Below are 18,817 nucleotides of genomic sequence, written 5' to 3' on the forward strand. Positions count from 1 at the left end.
CCGCCATGACCGTGCCCGAGCAGCTCGTCGCGCGCAGCAACGCGCTGGGCACCGACCCGCGCAACACCAACTACGCAGGCGGCAACACCTCGGCCAAGGGCGTCACGACCGATCCGGTGACCGGCTCGCCCACGGAACTGCTGTGGGTCAAAGGATCCGGCGGCGACCTCGGCACGTTGACCGAGGCAGGACTGGCGGTGCTGCGGCTGGACCGGCTGCGTGCGCTCGTCGACACCTATCCCGGGGTCGAGCGCGAGGACGAGATGGTCGCCGCGTTCGACTACTGCCTGCACGGCAGGGGTGGCGCGGCTCCCTCGATCGACACGGCCATGCACGGCCTGGTCGACGCGGCCCACGTCGACCACCTGCACCCGGACTCCGGCATCGCGCTCGCCACCGCGGCCGACGGCCCGGCGCTGACGAAGGAGTGCTTCGGCGACCGCGTCGTATGGGTGGACTGGCGGCGACCCGGTTTCCAGCTCGGGTTGGACATCGCCGCGGTCAAGACGGCCAACCCCCAGGCCATCGGCGTAATCCTCGGCGGCCACGGCATCACCGCCTGGGGCGCCACGTCCGAGGAGTGCGAGCGGAACTCGCTGGAGATCATCCGGACCGCGGAGGAGTTCCTGGCCGAGCGCGGTTCCGCGGAACCGTTCGGCGCGGTGGTGCCCGGCTTCGAAGCCCTGCCCGAGACCGACCGCCGGACTCGTGCGGCGGCTCTCGCGCCGGTGATCCGCGGACTCGCCTCGACCGACCAGCGGATGGTCGGGCACTACACCGACTCGGAGGCCGTGCTCGACTTCGTCTCGCGGGAGAAGCTCGGACCGCTCGCCGAACTGGGCACCTCGTGCCCAGACCACTTCCTGCGCACGAAGGTCCGTCCGCTGGTGGTGGATCTGCCGGGCACCGCGCCGCTGGAGGAAGTGATCGCGCGGCTCAAGGAGCTCCACGCGGACTACCGCGACTCCTACCGCGCCTACTACGAGCGGCACGCCACGCCGGACTCCCCTGGGATGCGCGGGGCCGATCCGGCGATCGTGCTCGTTCCCGGCGTCGGCATGTTCTCCTTCGGCCGCGACAAGCAGACCGCGCGCGTGGCCGGTGAGTTCTACCTCAACGCCATCAACGTCATGCGGGGCGCCGAGGCCGTATCGACCTACGCCCCCATCCCGGAGAGCGAGAAGTTCCGCATCGAGTACTGGGCCCTGGAAGAAGCCAAGCTACAGCGGATGCCGAAGCCGAAACCCCTCGCCGGACGGATCGCCCTGGTCACCGGGGCGGGCTCGGGCATCGGCCGGGCCATCGCCTTGAGGCTCGCCGCCGAGGGGGCCTGCGTGGCGATCGCCGACCTCGACGCGGCGGCAGCGGCCCGGACAGCCGCCGAGATCGGTACCACGGACCACGCCGTCGCGATCACCGCGGACGTCACCGACACCGACGCCGTGCAAGCGGCCGTGGACGCCACCGTGCTGGCGTTCGGCGGGCTCGACCTGGTCGTGAACAACGCCGGCCTGTCGATCTCGAAGCCGCTGCTGGAGACCACCGACCGCGACTGGGACCTCCAGCACGACGTGATGGCCAAGGGCTCGTTCCTGGTCTCCAGGGCGGCGGCGAAGGCGATGGTCGAGCAGGGCATCGGCGGCGACATCGTCTACATCTCGTCGAAGAACTCGGTGTTCGCGGGGCCGAACAACGTCGCCTACGGCGCCGCGAAGGCCGGCCAGGCCCACCAGGTCCGCCTGCTGGCCGCCGAGCTGGGCGGGCACGGCATCCGCGTCAACGGCGTCAACCCCGACGGCGTGGTCCAGGGCTCCGGGATCTTCGCCAGTGGCTGGGGAGCCCAGCGCGCCGCCGTGTACGGCGTGCCGGAGGACAAGCTGGGCGAGTTCTACGCCCGGCGCACCATCCTCAAGCGCGAGGTGCTGCCCGAGCACGTCGCTGCCGCGGTCTTCGCGCTGACCGGCGGCGACCTCGCCCTGACCACCGGCCTGCACATCCCCGTGGACGCGGGCGTCGCCGCGGGGTTCCTGCGATGACCGTGCGCGTCGCCGCCGTCGACCTGGGCGCCACCAGCGGCCGGGTCATGGTGGGCACCGTCGGCGAGGGCCGACTCGTGCTGGAGGAAGCGCACCGGTTCCCGAACGGGCCGGTGCGCGTGGCCGGCCGCCGGGGGTCGACGCTGCACTGGGACGTCCTGGGCCTCTACGCGCAAACCCTGGAAGGGCTCCGGGCCGCCCACGCCCAAGCCCCGCTCGACGCGATCGGCATCGACTCCTGGGCGGTCGACTACGGTTTGCTCGCCGCGGACGGGACGTTGCTCGGCAATCCGGTGCACTACCGGGACGACCGGACCGACGGCGTCCTGGACCAGGTGCGCCGCGTGGTGCCGGACCGCGATCTCTACGCCACCACCGGGCTCCAGCGGCTCCCGTTCAACACGCTGTACCAACTGGTGTCCGAGCGCGAGGGTCCACGGCTTCGCCACGCTGCGACGATGCTGATGGTGCCCGACCTGCTCGCCTACTGGCTGACCGGGCAGATCGGCGCCGAACACACGAACGCGTCGACGACCCAGCTCTACGACGTGCGCGCCCGCGCCTGGGCCGGCGGGCTCGCCGACGCGGTGGGTGTGCCGCGCGGGCTGTTCCCGCCGCTGCGCTCGGCCGGGGACGTGATCGGCCCGGTACTGCCGGAGGTCGCGGACGAGTCCGGCCTGCCGACGCTCCCGGTGATCGCGGTCGGGTCGCACGACACCGCGTCGGCGGTCGTGGGCGTGCCCGCGGAACCGGGCACGAACTTCGCCTACATCTCGTCGGGCACTTGGTCGCTGGTGGGAGTCGAACTCGACGCGCCCGTCCTGTCCGATGCCGCGCGGGCGGCCAACTTCACCAACGAGGTGGGAGTCGACGGCAAGATCCGCTTCCTGCGCAACGTGATGGGACTGTGGGTGTTGTCCGAGAGCGTGCGGACCTGGCGCGCCCACGGGCAGGAGGTGGACCTGCCGAACCTGCTCGCCCAAGCCGCCGAGGTGCCGGCGTTGCGCGCGGTGGTGGACATCAACGCGCCGGAGTTCCTGCCGCCGGGGGACATGCCCGCCAGGATTGCGAACGCGTGCCGGCAGACCGGGCAGGAGCCCCCGGTGACCCGGGCGGAGCTCGTGCGGTGCGTCCTGGACAGCCTGGCGCTGGAATACCGGCGGGTGGTGCGGAAGGCCGCCGAGCTGACCGGCCGACCGATCGAGGTCGTGCACGTCGTGGGAGGAGGTGCGCGCAACGAACTGCTCTGCCAGTCGACTGCGGACGCCTGCGGGATCCCCGTCGTGGCGGGCCCGGTCGAGGCGACCGCGCTGGGCAACGTGGTCGTGCAGGCCCGTGCCCTCGGTGTGGAACTCCTGGACCTGGCCACGATGCGCGCGTTGATCCGAAGCAGCCACCCCGTGCGCAGGTACACCCCTTCGGCGCGGGCCGCACTGTGGGAAGAGACGAGAGTGCCGTGAAGGTCGCGCTCATGGTCACCTGCGTCAACGACGCGCTGTTCCCCGAGACCGGCAAGTCCGTGCTCCGGTCGTTGCGTCGGTTCGGGGTCGAGGTGGGTTTCCCGGGAGCCCAGACGTGCTGCGGCCAGCCGATGGTCAACACCGGTCACCCGATGAAGCCGTGACCGTCGTGCGCACCTTCGCCAAGGCGTTCGACCGGTATGACGCGATCGTCACGCCGTCGGGTTCGTGCGCCGGATCGGTGCGGCACCAGCACGGGATCGTGGCTCGGCGTGGCGGTGACGAGCGGCTCGCGGCATCGTCGGGGAAGGTGTTCGAGCTGTCCGAGTTCCTTGTCGACGTGTTGGGCGTCGAGGACGTCGGTGCGTACTTTCCTCGCCGCGTCACCTACCACCCGACCTGCCATTCCTCGCGGATGCTGCGCGTGGGCGACCGGCCGCTGCGCCTGCTGCGGGCGGTCCGCGGGATCGACCTGGCGGAGCTGCCCGCGGCGGACGAATGCTGCGGGTTCGGCGGCACGTTCGCCCTCAAGAACGCCGACACCTCCGTGGCCATGGGGCGTGGATCAATGGATCGAGCGCGACCAGCGACATCGAACTCGACCAGGTCGAAGGTGTGCACGGGCCGAGGAGCCTGCGGGTGATCGTCGTCGACGCCTGGTCGGTCAGGCCCCCGTGGACTCCCGGGCGACCACCGCGGTCGCGGCGTCGACACCGCCGTCGAGCAGCGGTCGACCGGTGGCCGCCAGGAGCGCCAGCGCTGCCAGGTGTCGCCCGAGCCCGGCGTAGTCGATCCGGATGCTGGAGATGGAGGGGACGAACAACGCGGTGTACGGGTTGTCGTCGTGCCCGATGACGGCGAGGTCTGCGGGCACGCCGAGGCCCCCGCGAAGGGCGGCGCCGATCACCATGGCGGCGCTGTCGTCGTTGTACGCGACGACGCCCGTCACGTTCGCGTGAAGCCAATCCTGGACCGCCTGCCCGGCCGCGTCCGGGGCGCCGTCGACGGGTCGGACGACCAGCGGGGGCAGCCCCAGGGACGCGGCGGCTTCCCGGGCCGCTCCCAGCCGGGACGCGACCAGGCCGGACACGCGCGCGTCGGTCGTCGCGGCGAAGCCGAGGCGCTGGTGGCCACGCGTGTGCAGGTGCTCGACCTGCAGACGGGGGCCGTCGTCGAGGCCGAGAGGATCGGGCGGCGACGGGCGCGGCTCCGGCCCTGGGATGATCTTTGTGATGCCACAGCCCTGCATCGCCGCCACCTCTTCCGGGGTGAACGGCGCGAAACCCACCACCACCTCGGGGTCGAGCAGCTCCCAGAGCGGGCGTGCCGTTCCCACGGGGTGGTGCGTCTGGGTGACGAGTGAGTACCCGGCCTCTTCCAGTGTGTGCGACGCTTCCTCGACGCACTTGCTCACGCTGAAGTCCACCGGCCAGTCCGGGATGACCAGCAGTACCAGCCTGCTGCTTCCTCGGCGCAGCGCCTGGGCGGCCTTGTGCGGGCGGTAACCCAGGCGAGCGGCCTCCGCCAGGACCCGATCCCTGGTCGCCTCGGAGATCCGCTGCCCGGTCGTCCCGTTGAGCACGAAGCCGACCGTGGCCCGGGACAGCCCCAAGGACCGCGCGACGTCCGCCGCCGTCACCCGCTTGCCCACTCCGGCCCTCACGTACACCCCTCCCCGCACGACCGCTTGCACGTGCTAGTGGCGAGGTTAGCAGCCGTTCGCCCGACCTTGCGATGATCGACGGGAACACGATCCCCTCGACGACAAAGGCTCCGGTTCCCGGCAAGCCCTCAAGCGGCTCCGCCGCGCCACAGACCGACTACCCGCTGTTCACTCGAGCCGACGGCCCGGACCGGTGGTGATCAACCGGGTCGACGAGCCCGGCCACCCGCTGCCCGCGGTGAGGCATCTGCGCACCACTCTGCCCCCGAACCCCGCACCACTACCTCGACGTGCTCTCACCCCGCGGCGTCGACCAACCGATCTGGTTGCCACGCCCGCGGGCAGTGGACCTCGCCGCGCCGGTCAAAGCCCTCGGGCGCGGCAGATCCCGACCTCCACGGCCGGCTGAGCACCTGCCTCACATCTCACCAGCTCACGGTTCAGGCGAGTGGGCCGACTGCGGCCATGGCCCGGTCAAGGGCCTCGTGCAACGACCCACCGCCGGCCACGGCTGAGGCGTTCGCCGCGGTAAGGCAGGCGAATGCCGCGCCCACCAGCGCGAGCGGAGCCGGATCCGCGTCATCCCAGCCGCGGCCCGCTTCGCGGGCTCGTTCGCGGGCGGCGTCGGCGATGCGGGACTGGTTCCCGAGCATCCGGTCCAGGTACGCCGCGCGCAGTGACGCCGAACCATTGATCACCCGCTGAAGCTCCGCCGCGCCAGCGGCCTGCACCGGATCCCCCATGTAGTCGACGACGTCGTCGAACATCCGCCGCAGCGACGTCCACAGCGGCTCGTCGAGCGGTCGAGCGCGCAGGGCGTCGACGAACTGTTCCCCCAGGCGTTCGTGCTTGCCGAGGATCACGTCTTCCTTGCTGCCGAAGTAGCGGAAGAAGCTGCGCTTGGACATGCCGGACGCCGCGGCGATCTCGTCCACCGTCGTCGCCTCGTAGCCCTGCTTGAGGAACAGCGCGAGGGCCGTGTCGAGCAGCTGCTGGCGCACGGCCAGGCGGGTGCGCTCCCGCAGCGACGGTGACTCCACCCCCCAAGGCTAACATCACGCGCCATGCTTGACACCGAGTGACAGATTTGGCGTACGGTGACGTCAGTCATCGAGGAGGGCATTCATGACCAAGATCTGGTTCATCACCGGCGCCGGGCGCGGGTTCGGCAAGGAGTTCGCCAGGGCGGCCCTGGGCCGCGGTGACAAGGTGACCGCGACCGTACGGGAGCTCGGCGACGTCGACGACCTCGTCGACGAGTTCGGCGAAGCAGTCCTGCCGCTCCAGCTCGACGTCACCGACCGCGCCGACGTCTTCGCCACGGTCGAGCGGGCCGGTGCTCACTTCGGACGCCTCGACGTCGTGGTCAACAACGCCGGCTACGGCCTCTTCGGCGCCATCGAAGAGATCACCGAGCAGCAGTTGCGCGACCAGCTCGAGGTCAACCTGTTCGGCGTCCTGCACGTCACCCAGGCCGCCCTCCCGTTGCTGCGAAAGCAGGGCAGCGGCCACATCGTGCAGATCTCCACCGTCGGCGGCGTCGCCGCGTTCCCCAACCTCGGCGGCTACCACGCTTCGAAGTGGGCCCTGGAGGGCTTGAGCGAATCACTCGCCCAGGAGGTCGCGCCGTTCGGCATCAAAGTCACCCTCGTCGAGCCCGGCGGCTTCGCCACCGACTGGTCCGGCTCCAGCGCGGTGCGCGCCGATCCGCAGCCCCAGTACGACCCCATCCGTCAGGCCATGGTCGAACGCGGCAAGCAGACGCCGCCAGAGCTGACCGGTGACCCGGCCGCCGCCGGACCGGCCCTGCTGGACCTCGTCGACGCCGAACAGCCGCCCCTGCGGGCCTTCTTCGGCACGATGCCCACCATGATCATCCCAGGCCTGTACCAGTCCCGGTTGGACACCTGGGAGCAATGGAAGCACGTCGCCATTGCCGCCAACGGTCATTGATCTCCAGTGCCGTCGGGACGTTCGACCGATCGACGCCGGACCCGCGGTGACTACTGCCCCACTGCGATCGGGTCGCGGCCGACTCGGGCGCAGAAACCCCCTGCCCCCGAGTCGGCGCGACAATCGGCAGCCCGTTTACCAGCGGCCGGGCTTGACACTCACCTCTGTCACTGGTCAGGCGGGTACGAACTGCCACTGCTGGTTGGTGCCGCCGTTGCTGGTCCACTGCACGACCTGAGCCCCGTCACTGGTCGACGCGCCGTTCACGTCGGCCATCAGTCCGCTGTTACGGGCGACGATGGTGAAGTAGCCGTCACCGGTGGGCCGCAGGTACCACATCTGGTTGGTGCCGCCGTTGGCCGACCACTGCTGCAGCTGCAGGCCGACCGTGCTGCTGCCGGCGTTGACGTCGAGCACCTTTCCGGAGGCGTTGTAGCGCAGGGTGTAGGCGTCCTGCGTGGTGCTGATCGTCCACGTGGCGGTGCCGCTCTGCTGGATCGCCTTGGCACCGTCGGCGGTGGAGTTGCCGGCGATGGCGAGGGGTTTGCCGCTGTTGCGGTTGACGATGCGGTAGGTCCCCGGTGCGGGTCCGGTTCCGCCGCCTCCGCTGAGGTTGAAGTACTCGACCGCGTCGGTGAAGACGGTCCTGCCGGACTTCGTGGTCGACAGCTGCAGGTACACGCGGTTGCCGGTGGCGGGGGTGGTGAAGGACACCGGCTGGGTGACCCGTGAGCCGAGCGGAACGGTCAGGGTCGTACTTCCGGACGCGACGACCGCGCCGTCCGGCGCGTCGAGCCGCGCCGTCCAGGTGAAGCCCACCGAAGTGTCGGCGAAGTCGTCGTTGAAGACGGTGATGTTGCGGGTGACCGTGGCGTTCCGGGCGTAGCTGGGCACGGCCTGCGGCAGTGGGAAGGTGCCGTTGGAGTCCGAGACGCCGGAGGCCGACCAGTAGGGGAGGTCGACCGCGGCCACCGGGTTGAACGCCGCCTGCACGCGCTGGAACTGCGGGTTGCTCCAGGGGTCCGGGAGGTTGTCCGCGCCGTAGACAGGGCGACCGCCCTCCTCCGGGACGAAGTCGCCGGTGCGCACGCCGGGGATGACGCTGGCCCAAGCTGACAGCAGCGTGTACGGACGCAGGTCGGTGGCGCCCTTGCCGCGCTTGGCCAGGGTTGCCGTGGCAAACCACTCGAAGCCCTGCTTGGTGTTGCATGCCGGCCAGATGTACTCGCCCTCGCCGTCGGGCCGCCCATTCACGGTGATCAGGCCCTCCCCGTACCTGCCGAAACCGTCGACGTAGTGCGGGATCACCGCGAAGTTGGCGTACGTCATCCCGGGATACAGGCTGACATTGTTGCCGACGCCCACCTCGACGATGATCGGCCGGGTGCCGTCGGCGCCGTTCATCGCCGCGTACAAGTCCTTCTCGAACTGTTCGGAATCCTGGCCGCTCTGGTTCGGCTCGTTGTTCTGACTCCAGCGGATGACCGCGGGGTGGTTGCGGTCGCGCAGGACCAGCGCACGAGCGTGGTTGATCATGTTGTTGCGCCCGACGGTCTCCCTCCACTCCTGCGAGGATTGGGAGCCGCGAATCGCGACCTCGCCGATGACCATCAAACCCATCTCGTCGGCGACATCCAACATGTACGGGCTCGCGGGCTCTTGGTGGATGCGCACCACGTTGAAGTTCAGCCGCTGGTAGTTGTCCACCGCCTGGGGCCAGCCGCCGTTGCCGGGCGACGGGGGCAGGAAGCCGGGCAGGGTGTGGTACGCGTCGCCCTTGCCGCCGTAGTTGACCCGGTCGTAGTCGGCACCCTGGAGGTTGTCGCCGCGGAAGTTCACGCGCACGCCGTTGAGGTAGTAGTAGTCACCGTTCTGGGTGGCCTCCCGGAACCCGAACCGGTACGTGGCGTCGCTGGTGCGCCCGTCATCGGCGACCGCATGCACCGTCAGCCCGTGCAGCTGCGCCCGGTACCCCGACCGGTACGGCACGTTGGGCCACCAGTACGAGGTGCTGTCGAGGTTCCACGCGACCGGCCCGACGGTCACGGTCACGGTCGAGCCGGCCGCCACGGTCACCGTACGGCTGGGCAGTTCCGGGTAGCTGAAAGCCGTTCCATTGGTGGACGACAGCGACCCGGTCAACGTCACCGACCGGGAACTGCCCGACGTGTTACGCACCGACACGTCGTAGCTCAACGTCTTGTTCGCCACCGACGTACGCACGAAGGTGTCGCTGACGTACACCGCCGGGTACACCCGCAGGAACGCGGACCCGAAGATCCCCTGCGGGATCGCCTCGGACCACGTGGCGGCGTCGGGCACCAGGTACCGGCCATTGGACGCCTTCAGCGCTCCGCGGCCCTTCACGTTCACCGTGATCGTGTGGGTGGTGCCAGGCGCCGCGTATGCGCTGATGTCGAAGTTCGACGGGGTGAACGCCGTCGTCTGGGTGGCGACCACGCGGCCGTCGACCGACAGCGTCGCCTGGTGATTGACGGCGCCGAACTCGATCCACGTCGACTGCGGCTGACCCGAGTCCGGCACGGTGATGGTGCGCGAGTACACCGCCTCGTTCACGTCGGTGAAGCCCTGCTTGTACCAGCCGCCGCCGGGCACGGTGATCGACGTCGTCCCCCGGCCCGCTGGGGTGAAGCTCCACGTCCCGGCCAGGTCGACCGAGGCGATCGCGACGGTGCCGGCGGCCGCGGCCGCCGCGGCCGTGACGGCCGACTGTGCCGCGACGGCGGGTTGTTCTGCGGCGGCGGGTTGTACCGTGCCGATGGCCGCGAAGAGTACGGCGCCGGCCAGCGCTGCGCGGGCGAAGCGCTGGGATAGCGTGCGAGGTCTGTTCTGGCGCATCAAGAAATCCCTTTCGCGGGTGTCGCGTCTACGGGGATACACCGATCACCGGACCCCTCGTCACTACCCGCCGGGCCCGCCGAAACGAAGAAGTCGACTATTAACCCAGTTACCGGCGTCATGCCTGCGAAACAGGACATTGGTCGGTAAGCAATCCTGTGCGCGAACCGGTTCGATACAGAACGATAAGCAGGGTCGACTCGTGGTGTCAAGCGGCACATGCTATGGCTTACGACGAATGGACGCCATACAGGGCCTTGGGGAATCGAGCGTTTCGGTGTGCGCTCTCGGGGCTCTTGACAGCGAGCGTCTGACTGCGTAAACATGATAGCGCAGTCAAACGGGGCTGTGGCCGGCGATGAGGGTGCTATGACGCGACTGGCGAGGCCTGGCGGAAGTCCTTTGACGCCACGCAGCGTGGACGTCGCGCGGCTGGCCGGCGTCTCCCAGAAGACGGTGTCCAGGGTCCTCAACGACGAGCCGTATGTCTCGCCCGGCCTGCGCCAGCGGGTCCTGGACGCCGCCGAGGAGCTCGGCTACCGGCGCAACCAGGCGGCTCGGGCGCTGGCCTCCGGGCGGACCCGGTCGATCGGCGTGGTGACGCTGGGCAGCGCCTTATACGGACCGGTGTCGTGGCTCGCGGGCATCGAGCGAGCGGTCCGGGAGATGGGCTACACGCTGCGGGTGGCCGCCACGATCGAGGGCGACCCGGGCGGTATCGCGGGCGCCCTGGCGTCGCTGCTGGACCAGGGCGTGGACGGGGTCGTCATCTCCGAGCCGATCGACGAGGGCGTCGGCCTCATCAGCGTCGACGTGCCGGTCCTGGTCCTCGGCGCGCCGCCCAACTTCGCCGCGCCGCAGGTGGTGACCGCCAGGGTCGGCGCGGGTCGGTTCGCGCGGGCCGCGACCGAGCACCTGCTGGGATTGGGGCATGAGACCGTCCATCACCTGGCCGGCCCGCAGCGGTGGTATTCGGCACGGGACCGTCTCGCCGGTTGGCGCGAGGCGCTGCGAGCCCACAGTGCGGACGAGCCGCCGGTCGTCGAGGGCGACTGGTCGGCCGCGTCCGGCTACGCGGCGGGCCGGGAACTGGCCGGTGACGGCACCGTGACCGCGGTGTTCGCCGCGAACGACGACATGGCGATCGGTCTCATCCGCGCGCTGCTCGAGGCCGGACGCCGGGTGCCCGAGGACATCAGCGTCGTCGGGTTCGACGACATCCCGCTCGCCGCCTACGTCACTCCCCCGCTCACCACCATGCGGCAGCCGTTCGACGAGGTCACGCGGCGGGGCCTCGCGCTGCTGGTACAGGTCATCGAGAAGCCGGACGTCGAGCTTCCACCGGCGGCCGACCAACCGGTCGAGCTCGTCGTCCGCGCCTCGACGGCGCCACCACCGCCCCGGCCGATCCCGGGACGTGGCCGCCGAGCGATCCCCCAGGCCTACGGTGTCCCGTACGGTCAGCCCGCCGGCAGCGAAGTCCCATACACCCAGCCCTGACCAGCGTCAATCTGTCCACCTACGGCGGCACGTCACCCCCGATCACGCGTCAGCGTTCTCAGCATCGGTGAGAGCACTCCTCCGCCCCGCCTCGGGAGTGATGCCGCCCAGTGGTGCTGGCGTGGCTATTGACCTGTTGATCGAGCCGGTCCTGCTCACCTGCGTCGGCCTCGCCGATGGAACACGGCGGCGACGGCGAGCAGCACGTCGCTCAGGGCGGACATCCCCACCAAGGCGGCCGTCTACGCACGGGAACTGGGGCTCCCCGAGGTCCAGCCCGCTGCTCGGCTCTACCACGCGCTGCTTTCGGTGGGCCGGGATCGACCGGGCACGGAGAAACCCATGGCGCCGTCCGCCGCCGCCTTGGCCTCGTGGCTACCGGAGGACTGCCGTCTGACAGCGGCGGACACCTTGGTCGCGGGGCGGCGAGTAGCACAGGAATGGGTGGGGTACCGCTACCTTCAGCAGAATGACGACTGACTGATCGACCTCGGAGGAAATTCGGCATCTGATGCGCCTGGTGGTGACCCATTGTGACGGGTTCCGGAACGAGTCATTTCACTGGATGAAAACTGGGGTGGGAAGTTCCCCACTCTTGCGAAGAGGCCTCAAACCCCTGCTAAGCTGGGCTTATGAGCCACTCCCCTTCGAGAGGAGTGGGAAACTTCCCACAGGTGCGTGTTCGGGCATCGGACACATAATTTGCCCCGCGAGATATTTCCAGGTCACCTGGGAGTCTCGTGGGGCTTTGTGTTTCCCGACCCTGCTTCGACCCTACCTGATGGTCGCTGCTCGTAGGGTGTCTGCCGGTGCCGACGCTGGAGTGCTGCCGGGCGGATCGGTCGCCAGAGAGGCTGGTGCGGGGAGCGGGTTGTGTGAGCCGGTGCCTCGACTCGGCCTGCGGGCGCATCGGGCTGATCCGCTGCCGAAGCCGTCGCACCACTCAAGGTCAGCAGGAGTTGTTCGCCTGCCTTTCCATGATGATCTCCGGTCCCGGGCCTGCCATGGACAGGCTGCGGTGCCAGGCGCCTGCGTGGTGTGCGCGCTCGCCCCGTGGTGCCGCGATCGAGCAAAGCGACCCCGGCGACGTCGCAGCGTAAGACGAGGTCGAGTTCGTCGACCAGGCGTGCGGTCTGCTCCGGGTCTGGGTTGTCGGCGATGCCGACGGCGGTGAGGTGTGCGGCAATGCGTGCCAGTAGGTGGTCCTCGCGCAGATAGAGGTTGCCCGGCGCGCCCTCGGGTCGGGTGCGGGCGCTGGTGTGACCGTGACGGCAACGGTACGCGGCACGACCGTGGGAACGATGCGAGTCCATCTTCCGCCCGCACAACCCGCACTGCAGCCTGCCCGCCAACAGGTAAACGCACTCGCCTCGGTCAGCGTCGGCCTGCCGGGTGCTGTTCCTGGCGGCCCGGATGGTCTGGGCGGTGACGAAGTCCTGCTCGGACACCAGCGGCACGTGGGCGATGCGGGTCGAGATCGCCCAGACGTGCTGCTCGTTACGGACACTGGTCCGACGCCCGCTCGGCGAGCGGGTGGCACGGTCGGCACTCGTGCGGTTCCACACCTGACGACCGGTGTAGCGGGGATTGCCCAGGATCTCTACCACCGTACGCAGCGACCAACCCGGATCGACCCGCCCCTGGTCGCGTTCCGCGTCCGCGCTCGACGGGCTGGGCACGGCCTGCTCGTTGAGGTAGCGGGCGATGCCCGCAGCGCTGTGTCCGGCCAGACGTAAGGCGAAGATCAGCTTCACGGCGCGAGCGGTGGCCGGGTTCGGCACGAGCCGCTGCTGCCGCACTCCGCGCCGCGCCAACGCCCGATTCGGATGCGGACCGGCGTCGACCAGCCGGTAGCCGTAAGGCGGCCTGCCACCCAGGTAGCGCCCCTGCTCGACCGTCTGCATCCGCATCGCGGTGAAAACCCGGTGCCGGGAACGCAGCACCTCCGTGAGCGAGCGCTTCGCCAGCAGCGCCAGCAGCGCTTCGTGCGCGGGATTGTCGAAGTCCACCGGCCCTTCGGCCTCCGGCAACCACAACTGCACCCCGTACCGCTCCAACACCGCCCGCAGTTCTCGCACCTGGACGCCGTCGAGGAACGCACGCTCGTACTCACCGACCACCACCGCGTCGACCCGATCCGCGTTCGCCGCGATGTACCGCAGCATCGCCCCTGCCCGAGGCCGCAGATGCCACGGCACCTGACGGGAACACCCCACCTCGAAGTACTCCCCCACAATCGCGCCGTGCCCGCCGGTGAGCCTGCGCGAGACATCCAGCTGCCATGCCCGCGAGGTGCGCGGATCCTGGTGCTCATGGGTGGAAGCACGCCCGTAGAACAGGAACCGCATACTTCCGACCGACGTGGCGTCCATCGCCGGGATGCCCGGCGGGATGGTCGCGGCGATCCACTCGGCGAGCGTGGTCGGGCGTGGCAGGTCGGACACCGTCATGGCATGGTCCTCGACGTCGGAACGGGAATGGACGCCGGGGTGACGAGGTGCCCTCTCCACCATGACAAAGAACTACGGAGATGCGCTCGACCGGAGCAATCCGAGCCGCCTGAATCGTCGGTAAGCACGCGGCATCCGGTCGCTGATGTCGAAGTCCGCCGCGACCTGGGTCACACGGCGGTCGGACGCGACCAGGTCGAGCACCTTGCGCTGGAACTCGGGTGGGTATCGCTCCGGCATCGTGGGCTGTCCTCCGGGCTACTGAGACGCGCGATCATCCAGTAACCCGGATCCGTACAACCAGGTGAGGATCAGTACGTGGTGACGATGAGCTTGCTCGAAGTCGAGCCGGTCGACGCGCTCCCCATCGACCAACCGATCAGGAACCACGGCTGGGTCACACCCGGGAACACGGCGGTGCAACGGCGGGGGCCGGATGCTTGTGCGAGGTCGCTCGTTCGGTCCTGTCGGGGTCGTCCGGCCGGGTCCATCCTGGGTGCCTGGCACGTGCTCGTGCCTACACGGGGTTCGAGTACCGCCGGGATGGAGCTGATGATGATCAAACGTTGCGCATCGCCGTCGCCGTCCTGATGACAGCTGTCTCGGCAGTGGCGCTGGCCGCACTGGGTCCGGCCGGGACAGCCTCGGCTGGGGTGCTGGACGTGACGTGCACGCCGCCCAGCAGCAACAACATCACCTACAACCCGCCGCTGACCATGACGCCGCAGACCCTCGCCTTCAGCGCCGCGACGCAGTACGGGCCGTGCGTGTCGCTGAGCAACCCGGCCATCACCTCCGGCTCCCGCACCACCACCGGGTCCGTCTCCGACGCATCCTGCCTCGATCTGCTGGGCTCCAGGTCCTTCACCCTCACCATCACCTGGAACACCGGCCAGACCTCGACCATCGCCGGCAACAGCAGCGCCACCACCGCAGGTGCCGTCCTGGTCAGCACCTTCACCGGCACGGTCACCTCCGGCCTGTTCGCCGGGAGCACCGCCGTCCAGGTCCTCACCGCCCCGGCCACCGACGTGCTGCTGTGCACCGTCGGCCTGGGCACTGTCAGCGGCATCTACTCGCTCGTCACCCTGGAGATCACCTCGCTCTGAGCTTCAAGGTCTGTCCAGTTGTCGGTTCCGTCGCTGCTGATCCTTCGCCCGGGTTGGTGGTGGGTGAGAAAGAGTCGGCACCAGGTGGGAGAAGAGCGAAGGCCCGGGACACGTGGCTGTGCTTCGCTGACGAGTCCGGGCGGTTGCCGCACCGTGGCCGGGGACCGGCGCCGATGCCGTTAGCGTGCAACGGCGGAAAGCGCGTGCGTGTCCCTGGTCGGCGCGTTCTGCCACGAGCGACAGCCCTATTTCGCCGCCCTGCTCGACACGGCGACGGAGCCACCGGAGGGCTCGTCAACGAGGTCGAGCTGCTCCAGCGGAAGAACCCGCCGCTGGAGGTGGAACTCGGCGGACCAGTCAGCCGGTGGCCACGGGCAGTCGTTGCAAGGAGCGCACCGGCAGGGTTGGTCGCCACACGGGCTCGCCGACCAACGCGAGGTCCGGGTGGCGGTGGTGCAGCACGGGCAGCAGGGTTTGGATCTCCATCCGAGCGAGGAGGGCACCGAGGCAGTAGTGGATGCCGCGACCGAACACCAGCGTTTGACCAAGGTCGCGAGTCGGATCGAACCGGTCGGGATCGGGGAAGACCGCGGGGTCGCGGTGTGCCGAACTCAACATGGTCCGCACCTCAGCACCGGCCGGAACGGTGACCCCGGAGAGTTCGACGTCGCGGACCGCGTACCGTGGTGTCCCGGACACGAACGACGGCGACTGGTGGCGCAGCACCTCGGAGACGAACCGACCAGCCTCGTGCTCGCCGTCCCGCAGCCAACCGGACGTCTCCGGGCTGCGCAACAGGGTGAGCACCGCGTTGCTCATCCCGGCCGCCACGGTGGCGACCCCACCTGCGATCATGCCCCACAGCATGGCCACCAGCTCGTCGTAAGTGAACTCATCGGGATTGTCGTCGTGCACCGATGCCCAGGTCGCGAGCAAACCTCTTCCCGGTTCCTCCCGGCACGCGGCGACGAGGTCCCGTATGTAGTGTTCCACCTCGGCGTTGGCCGCCTCCGCGGCCGCTACTGCCCGCTCGGACGCACCGGGTACGAAGGAGGTCAGGATGGCCTCGAAGTGCCCGAACAACCACGCCCTGTCCGACTCCGGGAACCCGAACAGGTCGGCGAGCACCTCGGTGGGGACGGCCAGCGACACCGCGTGGTGCAGGTCGACTACGGCCCCGTCGCGCAGCGGTTCCGTCACGACGTCCAGTGCCCGATCGCAGATCCCCACCACGTTCCGGTGCAGTCGCGCGATTCCGCGCGGGGTGAACTCGCGGTTGATCAGCCTGCGCAGTCGGGTGTGCTCGGGCGGGTTCTTCATCGTCAGCGTCCGGGTCGCCATCCGTATCGAGCGGTAACGCCGGGCCAGTGGGAACAGGGCGTCGACCTGGTCGGGTCGCGGGCCGCGGAACGACTCGACGTCCTCCAGCACCCGTCGGCAATCCGCGTGCCGTGTGATCAGGTGGAAACCGGCGGGGGCGCGGTGTACCGGGTGGTGCTCGCGGACCCATGCCAGGTAGGGGTAGGGGTCGGCGATGAGATCGGGTTGCAGCACTCTGGTGAGGACGTCGGGCGGTTCGGTGGTCGTCATGACCCTGCTCCCGTGACGGCGGCAAAGGGCAACAGCGCGAGCACGGCATCGGAGACCACCACGATCGTCAGCGTGCGCTTGCGCAGACGCCGCTCGTCGGGAAGCCGGTCATCCGCGGTCGTGGTCGTGAGGCGCAGGACGTCGACCAGGAACAGCCCGGCGGTCAGGACGCCGAGCACGGCCCACACCGCGCCGTGGCCCCACCACAGGCCCCAGCCGATACCGGCCAGTCCCAGCGCGGTCAGCGCGCAGGCCACGAGCAAGGCGCGCCGGGCGCCGTAGTTCACCGCCGGGGTGTGCGCCCCCACGGCCGCGTCCGCGTCCCGATCCGGGACGGCCCACCACACCGTGCGGCCGATCATCAGCACCCCCAGGCCCGTGCACAGCGGCCAGGTCCACGCGGGCCAGTCCGACCGCACCGCGGCGAACGTCGACAGGAACGGCAGCACGGCGAAGGTCAGCCCGAAGTAGGCGGGGTTGGCCATGCCACGCCGCTTCAGCTTGACCGGTTCCACGTTGTACATCAGGTGCAACGCGCTGGACAGGACCACGGGGACCACCACCATCGGGCGGTTCAGGTGGAGGGCCACGGCGGCACACGCCGCGACGGCGACGGTCATCTCCGCGAGCCCCCAGGCCGCCACGTGCGCGGGTCCGGACCTCAGGACCGCCGCGGCGATACCACTCTTGCCCGGGTTGACCGCATCCCCGGCCACGTCCACAGCGGCGTTGAGCGGTCCCTGGGAGAGGATCTGGACCGCGTTCGCCAGCACCGTCACGAGTACCGGTGCCCGGAGCAGGTCCGCCGGTTCGGTCACGGCGAAGCAGGCACCCAACGAGGCATGGCAGAAGTAGTGCAGAGCGAAGGGGTACTCCAGTCGGTGCACGCGGCGGATGGCCCGCCAATAGCCGATCTGACCGGTGTTCACCGCAGGCATGTCGTCACCTCCACGCGCAGGTCCGCACGAGGTGCCATGGCGGGCCCCCGCAGTTGGGGCACGCCCCGTTCCGGATTGACGCATCGGAACCGGAGGGTGCGCACCACCGCGGTCACGATCATGCGCATCTCCAACGTCGCCAGGTCGGCGCCGAGACACCGGCGGACGCCGCCGCCGAAGGGCAGGTACTGGTTGGAGGGCGGCTGGTTGAGGAACCGATCGGGGTCGAACCGATGCGGGTGAGGGTAGAGGTCGGGGCGGCGATGGGCGAGGTACACGCACGGCGTGAGCCTGGTGCCCGCAGCCATCGGTCTGCCGGCCAGCACGGTGGGTTCGGTGAGCGTCCGGTTGCCCGCGACCGTGGCCGGTGGGGTGAGCCTCAGTGCCTCCTGGCACGCCGCGTCGAGCAGCGGCACGTCAGCGGCGTTCGAACCGTCACCCCGGGCAGCGGCCAGTTCACTCGCGACGTCGGCCCGGATCGCGGGGTGCCGGTCCAGCCAGAACAGCGTCCACGCGATGGAGGACGCCGTCGTCTCATGTCCCGCGAACAGCAGCGACACCAGTTGGTCGAGCAGCTCGTCGTCGTCGAGCGGACCCAGCGGTCCGGCACCCGAGACGAGCAGACCGGCGAGGCACGGCCCGCCCGCGGCGGCCGACCGGTACGCCCGGGCGACCAGTTCCTCGCCGAGCCGCCTCCTGCGGCCCAGGAACGTGTGCCACGCGGACGGCAGTGGCAATGGCACACGCCCGTAGCGGTAGCACAGGGTGCGTGCACGGGAACCGAGGGCACCCTCCACCCATCGGGTGAACGACGACAGCGGCTCGTCCCCCAGCTCACCGAACACGATCCGGCCGATGATGCGGAGGGTGAGCGCCCTGGTCCAGTCGTGCAGCCTGAACACTGTCCCCGGGACCAGCTCCGCGATGGCGTCCTCCGTGGCCGAGGCGATCATTCCGCGGTACCCGCGCAACGGCCCGCCACGCAGGGCAGGACCGAGGACCTTGCGGTACGCCTCATGCCTCGGGCCGTTGGCGAACAACAACGACGCTTGCCCGACCAGCGGCCCCAAGGTGCTGGTGCCGTCCACCTGCATGCTCCGGTCGGTCCGGAATATCCGGCCGAGCGCACCGGGGTCCGAGACCAGCAGACGGGATGGGGTCAGCGGAACTATCCCGCTCTGGTCGTGTGCGCGCTCGTCCAGGAACCTCAGCGGCCGGGCCGCGTACCAAATCCTGTCGACGTTGCGCACGATTGCCAT

Annotated in this window: 12 protein-coding genes and 2 pseudogenes; 7 read left to right on the forward strand and 7 right to left on the reverse strand. The window is 69.7% G+C overall.

Translation table 11 applies throughout. From position 1 onward, the window contains the following. Positions 1-5: 5 nt before the first annotated feature. The 4 genes and pseudogenes from ABTZ99_RS06910 to ABTZ99_RS06925 form a co-directional block, all read left to right on the forward strand. The gene (locus tag ABTZ99_RS06910) at positions 6-2,036 is read left to right on the forward strand and encodes a bifunctional aldolase/short-chain dehydrogenase (protein ID WP_499608876.1); all 2,031 of its coding nucleotides are present in this window, start codon (positions 6-8) and stop codon (positions 2,034-2,036) included. Further along, positions 2,033-3,496 (forward strand): rhamnulokinase, encoded by a 1,464-nt coding sequence (locus tag ABTZ99_RS06915; RefSeq protein ID WP_499608878.1) that lies wholly within the window; start codon positions 2,033-2,035, stop codon positions 3,494-3,496. Before ABTZ99_RS06910 ends, ABTZ99_RS06915 begins: the two co-directional genes overlap by 4 nt. Continuing rightward, a pseudogene (locus tag ABTZ99_RS06920) lies at positions 3,493-4,079 on the forward strand ((Fe-S)-binding protein); the annotation flags it as partial. The gene ABTZ99_RS06915 and the pseudogene ABTZ99_RS06920, both read left to right, overlap by 4 nt. Continuing rightward, a pseudogene (locus ABTZ99_RS06925) lies at positions 4,058-4,150 on the forward strand (LUD domain-containing protein); the annotation flags it as partial. The pseudogenes ABTZ99_RS06920 and ABTZ99_RS06925, both read left to right, overlap by 22 nt. Positions 4,151-4,160: 10 nt before the next feature. Here the strand turns inward: ABTZ99_RS06925 and ABTZ99_RS06930 are convergent. After that, positions 4,161-5,159: a LacI family DNA-binding transcriptional regulator gene (locus tag ABTZ99_RS06930; RefSeq protein WP_499608880.1), complete on the reverse strand. Its 999-nt coding sequence runs from the start codon at positions 5,157-5,159 to the stop codon at positions 4,161-4,163. 440 nt (positions 5,160-5,599) lie between these two features. Next, positions 5,600-6,199, reverse strand: a complete 600-nt coding sequence (locus tag ABTZ99_RS06935; protein ID WP_499608886.1) for a TetR/AcrR family transcriptional regulator — start codon at positions 6,197-6,199, stop codon at positions 5,600-5,602. Between the two features lie 85 nt (positions 6,200-6,284). Here ABTZ99_RS06935 and ABTZ99_RS06940 point away from each other — a divergent pair, with 85 nt between their 5' ends. Beyond that, positions 6,285-7,112, forward strand: coding sequence for an SDR family oxidoreductase (locus tag ABTZ99_RS06940; protein WP_499608889.1), 828 nt, complete (start codon positions 6,285-6,287; stop codon positions 7,110-7,112). Between the two features lie 174 nt (positions 7,113-7,286). Here the strand turns inward: ABTZ99_RS06940 and ABTZ99_RS06945 are convergent, their stop codons facing one another. Further along, complete coding sequence (locus ABTZ99_RS06945) at positions 7,287-9,971, reverse strand: RICIN domain-containing protein (RefSeq protein WP_499608891.1); 2,685 nt, start codon at positions 9,969-9,971, stop codon at positions 7,287-7,289. Between the two features lie 402 nt (positions 9,972-10,373). Between ABTZ99_RS06945 and ABTZ99_RS06950 the strand changes: the two genes are divergently transcribed. Then, a complete protein-coding gene (locus ABTZ99_RS06950; protein WP_499608893.1) occupies positions 10,374-11,471 on the forward strand; it encodes a LacI family DNA-binding transcriptional regulator in 1,098 nt (365 codons plus the stop codon). A 725-nt stretch (positions 11,472-12,196) separates the two neighbouring features. On the opposite strand, the gene ABTZ99_RS06955 is transcribed toward ABTZ99_RS06950, so the two are convergent. Beyond that, the gene (locus ABTZ99_RS06955) at positions 12,197-13,921 is read right to left on the reverse strand and encodes a recombinase family protein (protein ID WP_499608895.1); all 1,725 of its coding nucleotides are present in this window, start codon (positions 13,919-13,921) and stop codon (positions 12,197-12,199) included. A 566-nt stretch (positions 13,922-14,487) separates the two neighbouring features. Here ABTZ99_RS06955 and ABTZ99_RS06960 point away from each other — a divergent pair. Continuing rightward, a complete protein-coding gene (locus ABTZ99_RS06960; RefSeq protein ID WP_499608897.1) occupies positions 14,488-15,030 on the forward strand; it encodes a hypothetical protein in 543 nt (180 codons plus the stop codon). 357 nt (positions 15,031-15,387) lie between these two features. Here the strand turns inward: ABTZ99_RS06960 and ABTZ99_RS06965 are convergent, their stop codons facing one another. The 3 genes from ABTZ99_RS06965 to ABTZ99_RS06975 are packed head-to-tail and all read right to left on the reverse strand — an operon-like array spanning position 15,388 to position 18,817. Further along, the gene (locus tag ABTZ99_RS06965) at positions 15,388-16,620 is read right to left on the reverse strand and encodes a cytochrome P450 (RefSeq protein WP_499608899.1); all 1,233 of its coding nucleotides are present in this window, start codon (positions 16,618-16,620) and stop codon (positions 15,388-15,390) included. Next, positions 16,617-17,558: a UbiA prenyltransferase family protein gene (locus tag ABTZ99_RS06970; RefSeq protein ID WP_499608901.1), complete on the reverse strand. Its 942-nt coding sequence runs from the start codon at positions 17,556-17,558 to the stop codon at positions 16,617-16,619. The genes ABTZ99_RS06965 and ABTZ99_RS06970 overlap by 4 nt, the downstream gene beginning before the upstream one ends. Continuing rightward, on the reverse strand, positions 17,546-18,817 hold the full coding sequence (locus ABTZ99_RS06975) for a cytochrome P450 (protein WP_499608903.1): 1,272 nt from the start codon (positions 18,815-18,817) through the stop codon (positions 17,546-17,548). Before ABTZ99_RS06975 ends, ABTZ99_RS06970 begins: the two co-directional genes overlap by 13 nt.

This window comes from Actinosynnema sp. NPDC002837 (assembly GCF_040295345.1).
Lineage (GTDB): Bacteria > Actinomycetota > Actinomycetes > Mycobacteriales > Pseudonocardiaceae > Actinosynnema.

Bases quoted from the DNA above. Each gene is read 5' to 3' on its own strand.
- ABTZ99_RS06910 (WP_499608876.1), top strand. From the start codon at position 6: ATGACCGTGCCCGAGCAGCTCGTCGCGCGCAGCAACGCGCTGGGCACC.
- ABTZ99_RS06915 (WP_499608878.1), top strand. From the start codon at position 2,033: ATGACCGTGCGCGTCGCCGCCGTCGACCTGGGCGCCACCAGCGGCCGG.
- ABTZ99_RS06940 (WP_499608889.1), top strand. From the start codon at position 6,285: ATGACCAAGATCTGGTTCATCACCGGCGCCGGGCGCGGGTTCGGCAAG.
- ABTZ99_RS06945 (WP_499608891.1), bottom strand. From the start codon at position 9,971: ATGCGCCAGAACAGACCTCGCACGCTATCCCAGCGCTTCGCCCGCGCA.
- ABTZ99_RS06955 (WP_499608895.1), bottom strand. From the start codon at position 13,921: ATGACGGTGTCCGACCTGCCACGCCCGACCACGCTCGCCGAGTGGATC.
- ABTZ99_RS06965 (WP_499608899.1), bottom strand. From the start codon at position 16,620: ATGACGACCACCGAACCGCCCGACGTCCTCACCAGAGTGCTGCAACCC.
- ABTZ99_RS06970 (WP_499608901.1), bottom strand. From the start codon at position 17,558: ATGCCTGCGGTGAACACCGGTCAGATCGGCTATTGGCGGGCCATCCGC.
- ABTZ99_RS06975 (WP_499608903.1), bottom strand. From the start codon at position 18,817: ATGGCAATCGTGCGCAACGTCGACAGGATTTGGTACGCGGCCCGGCCG.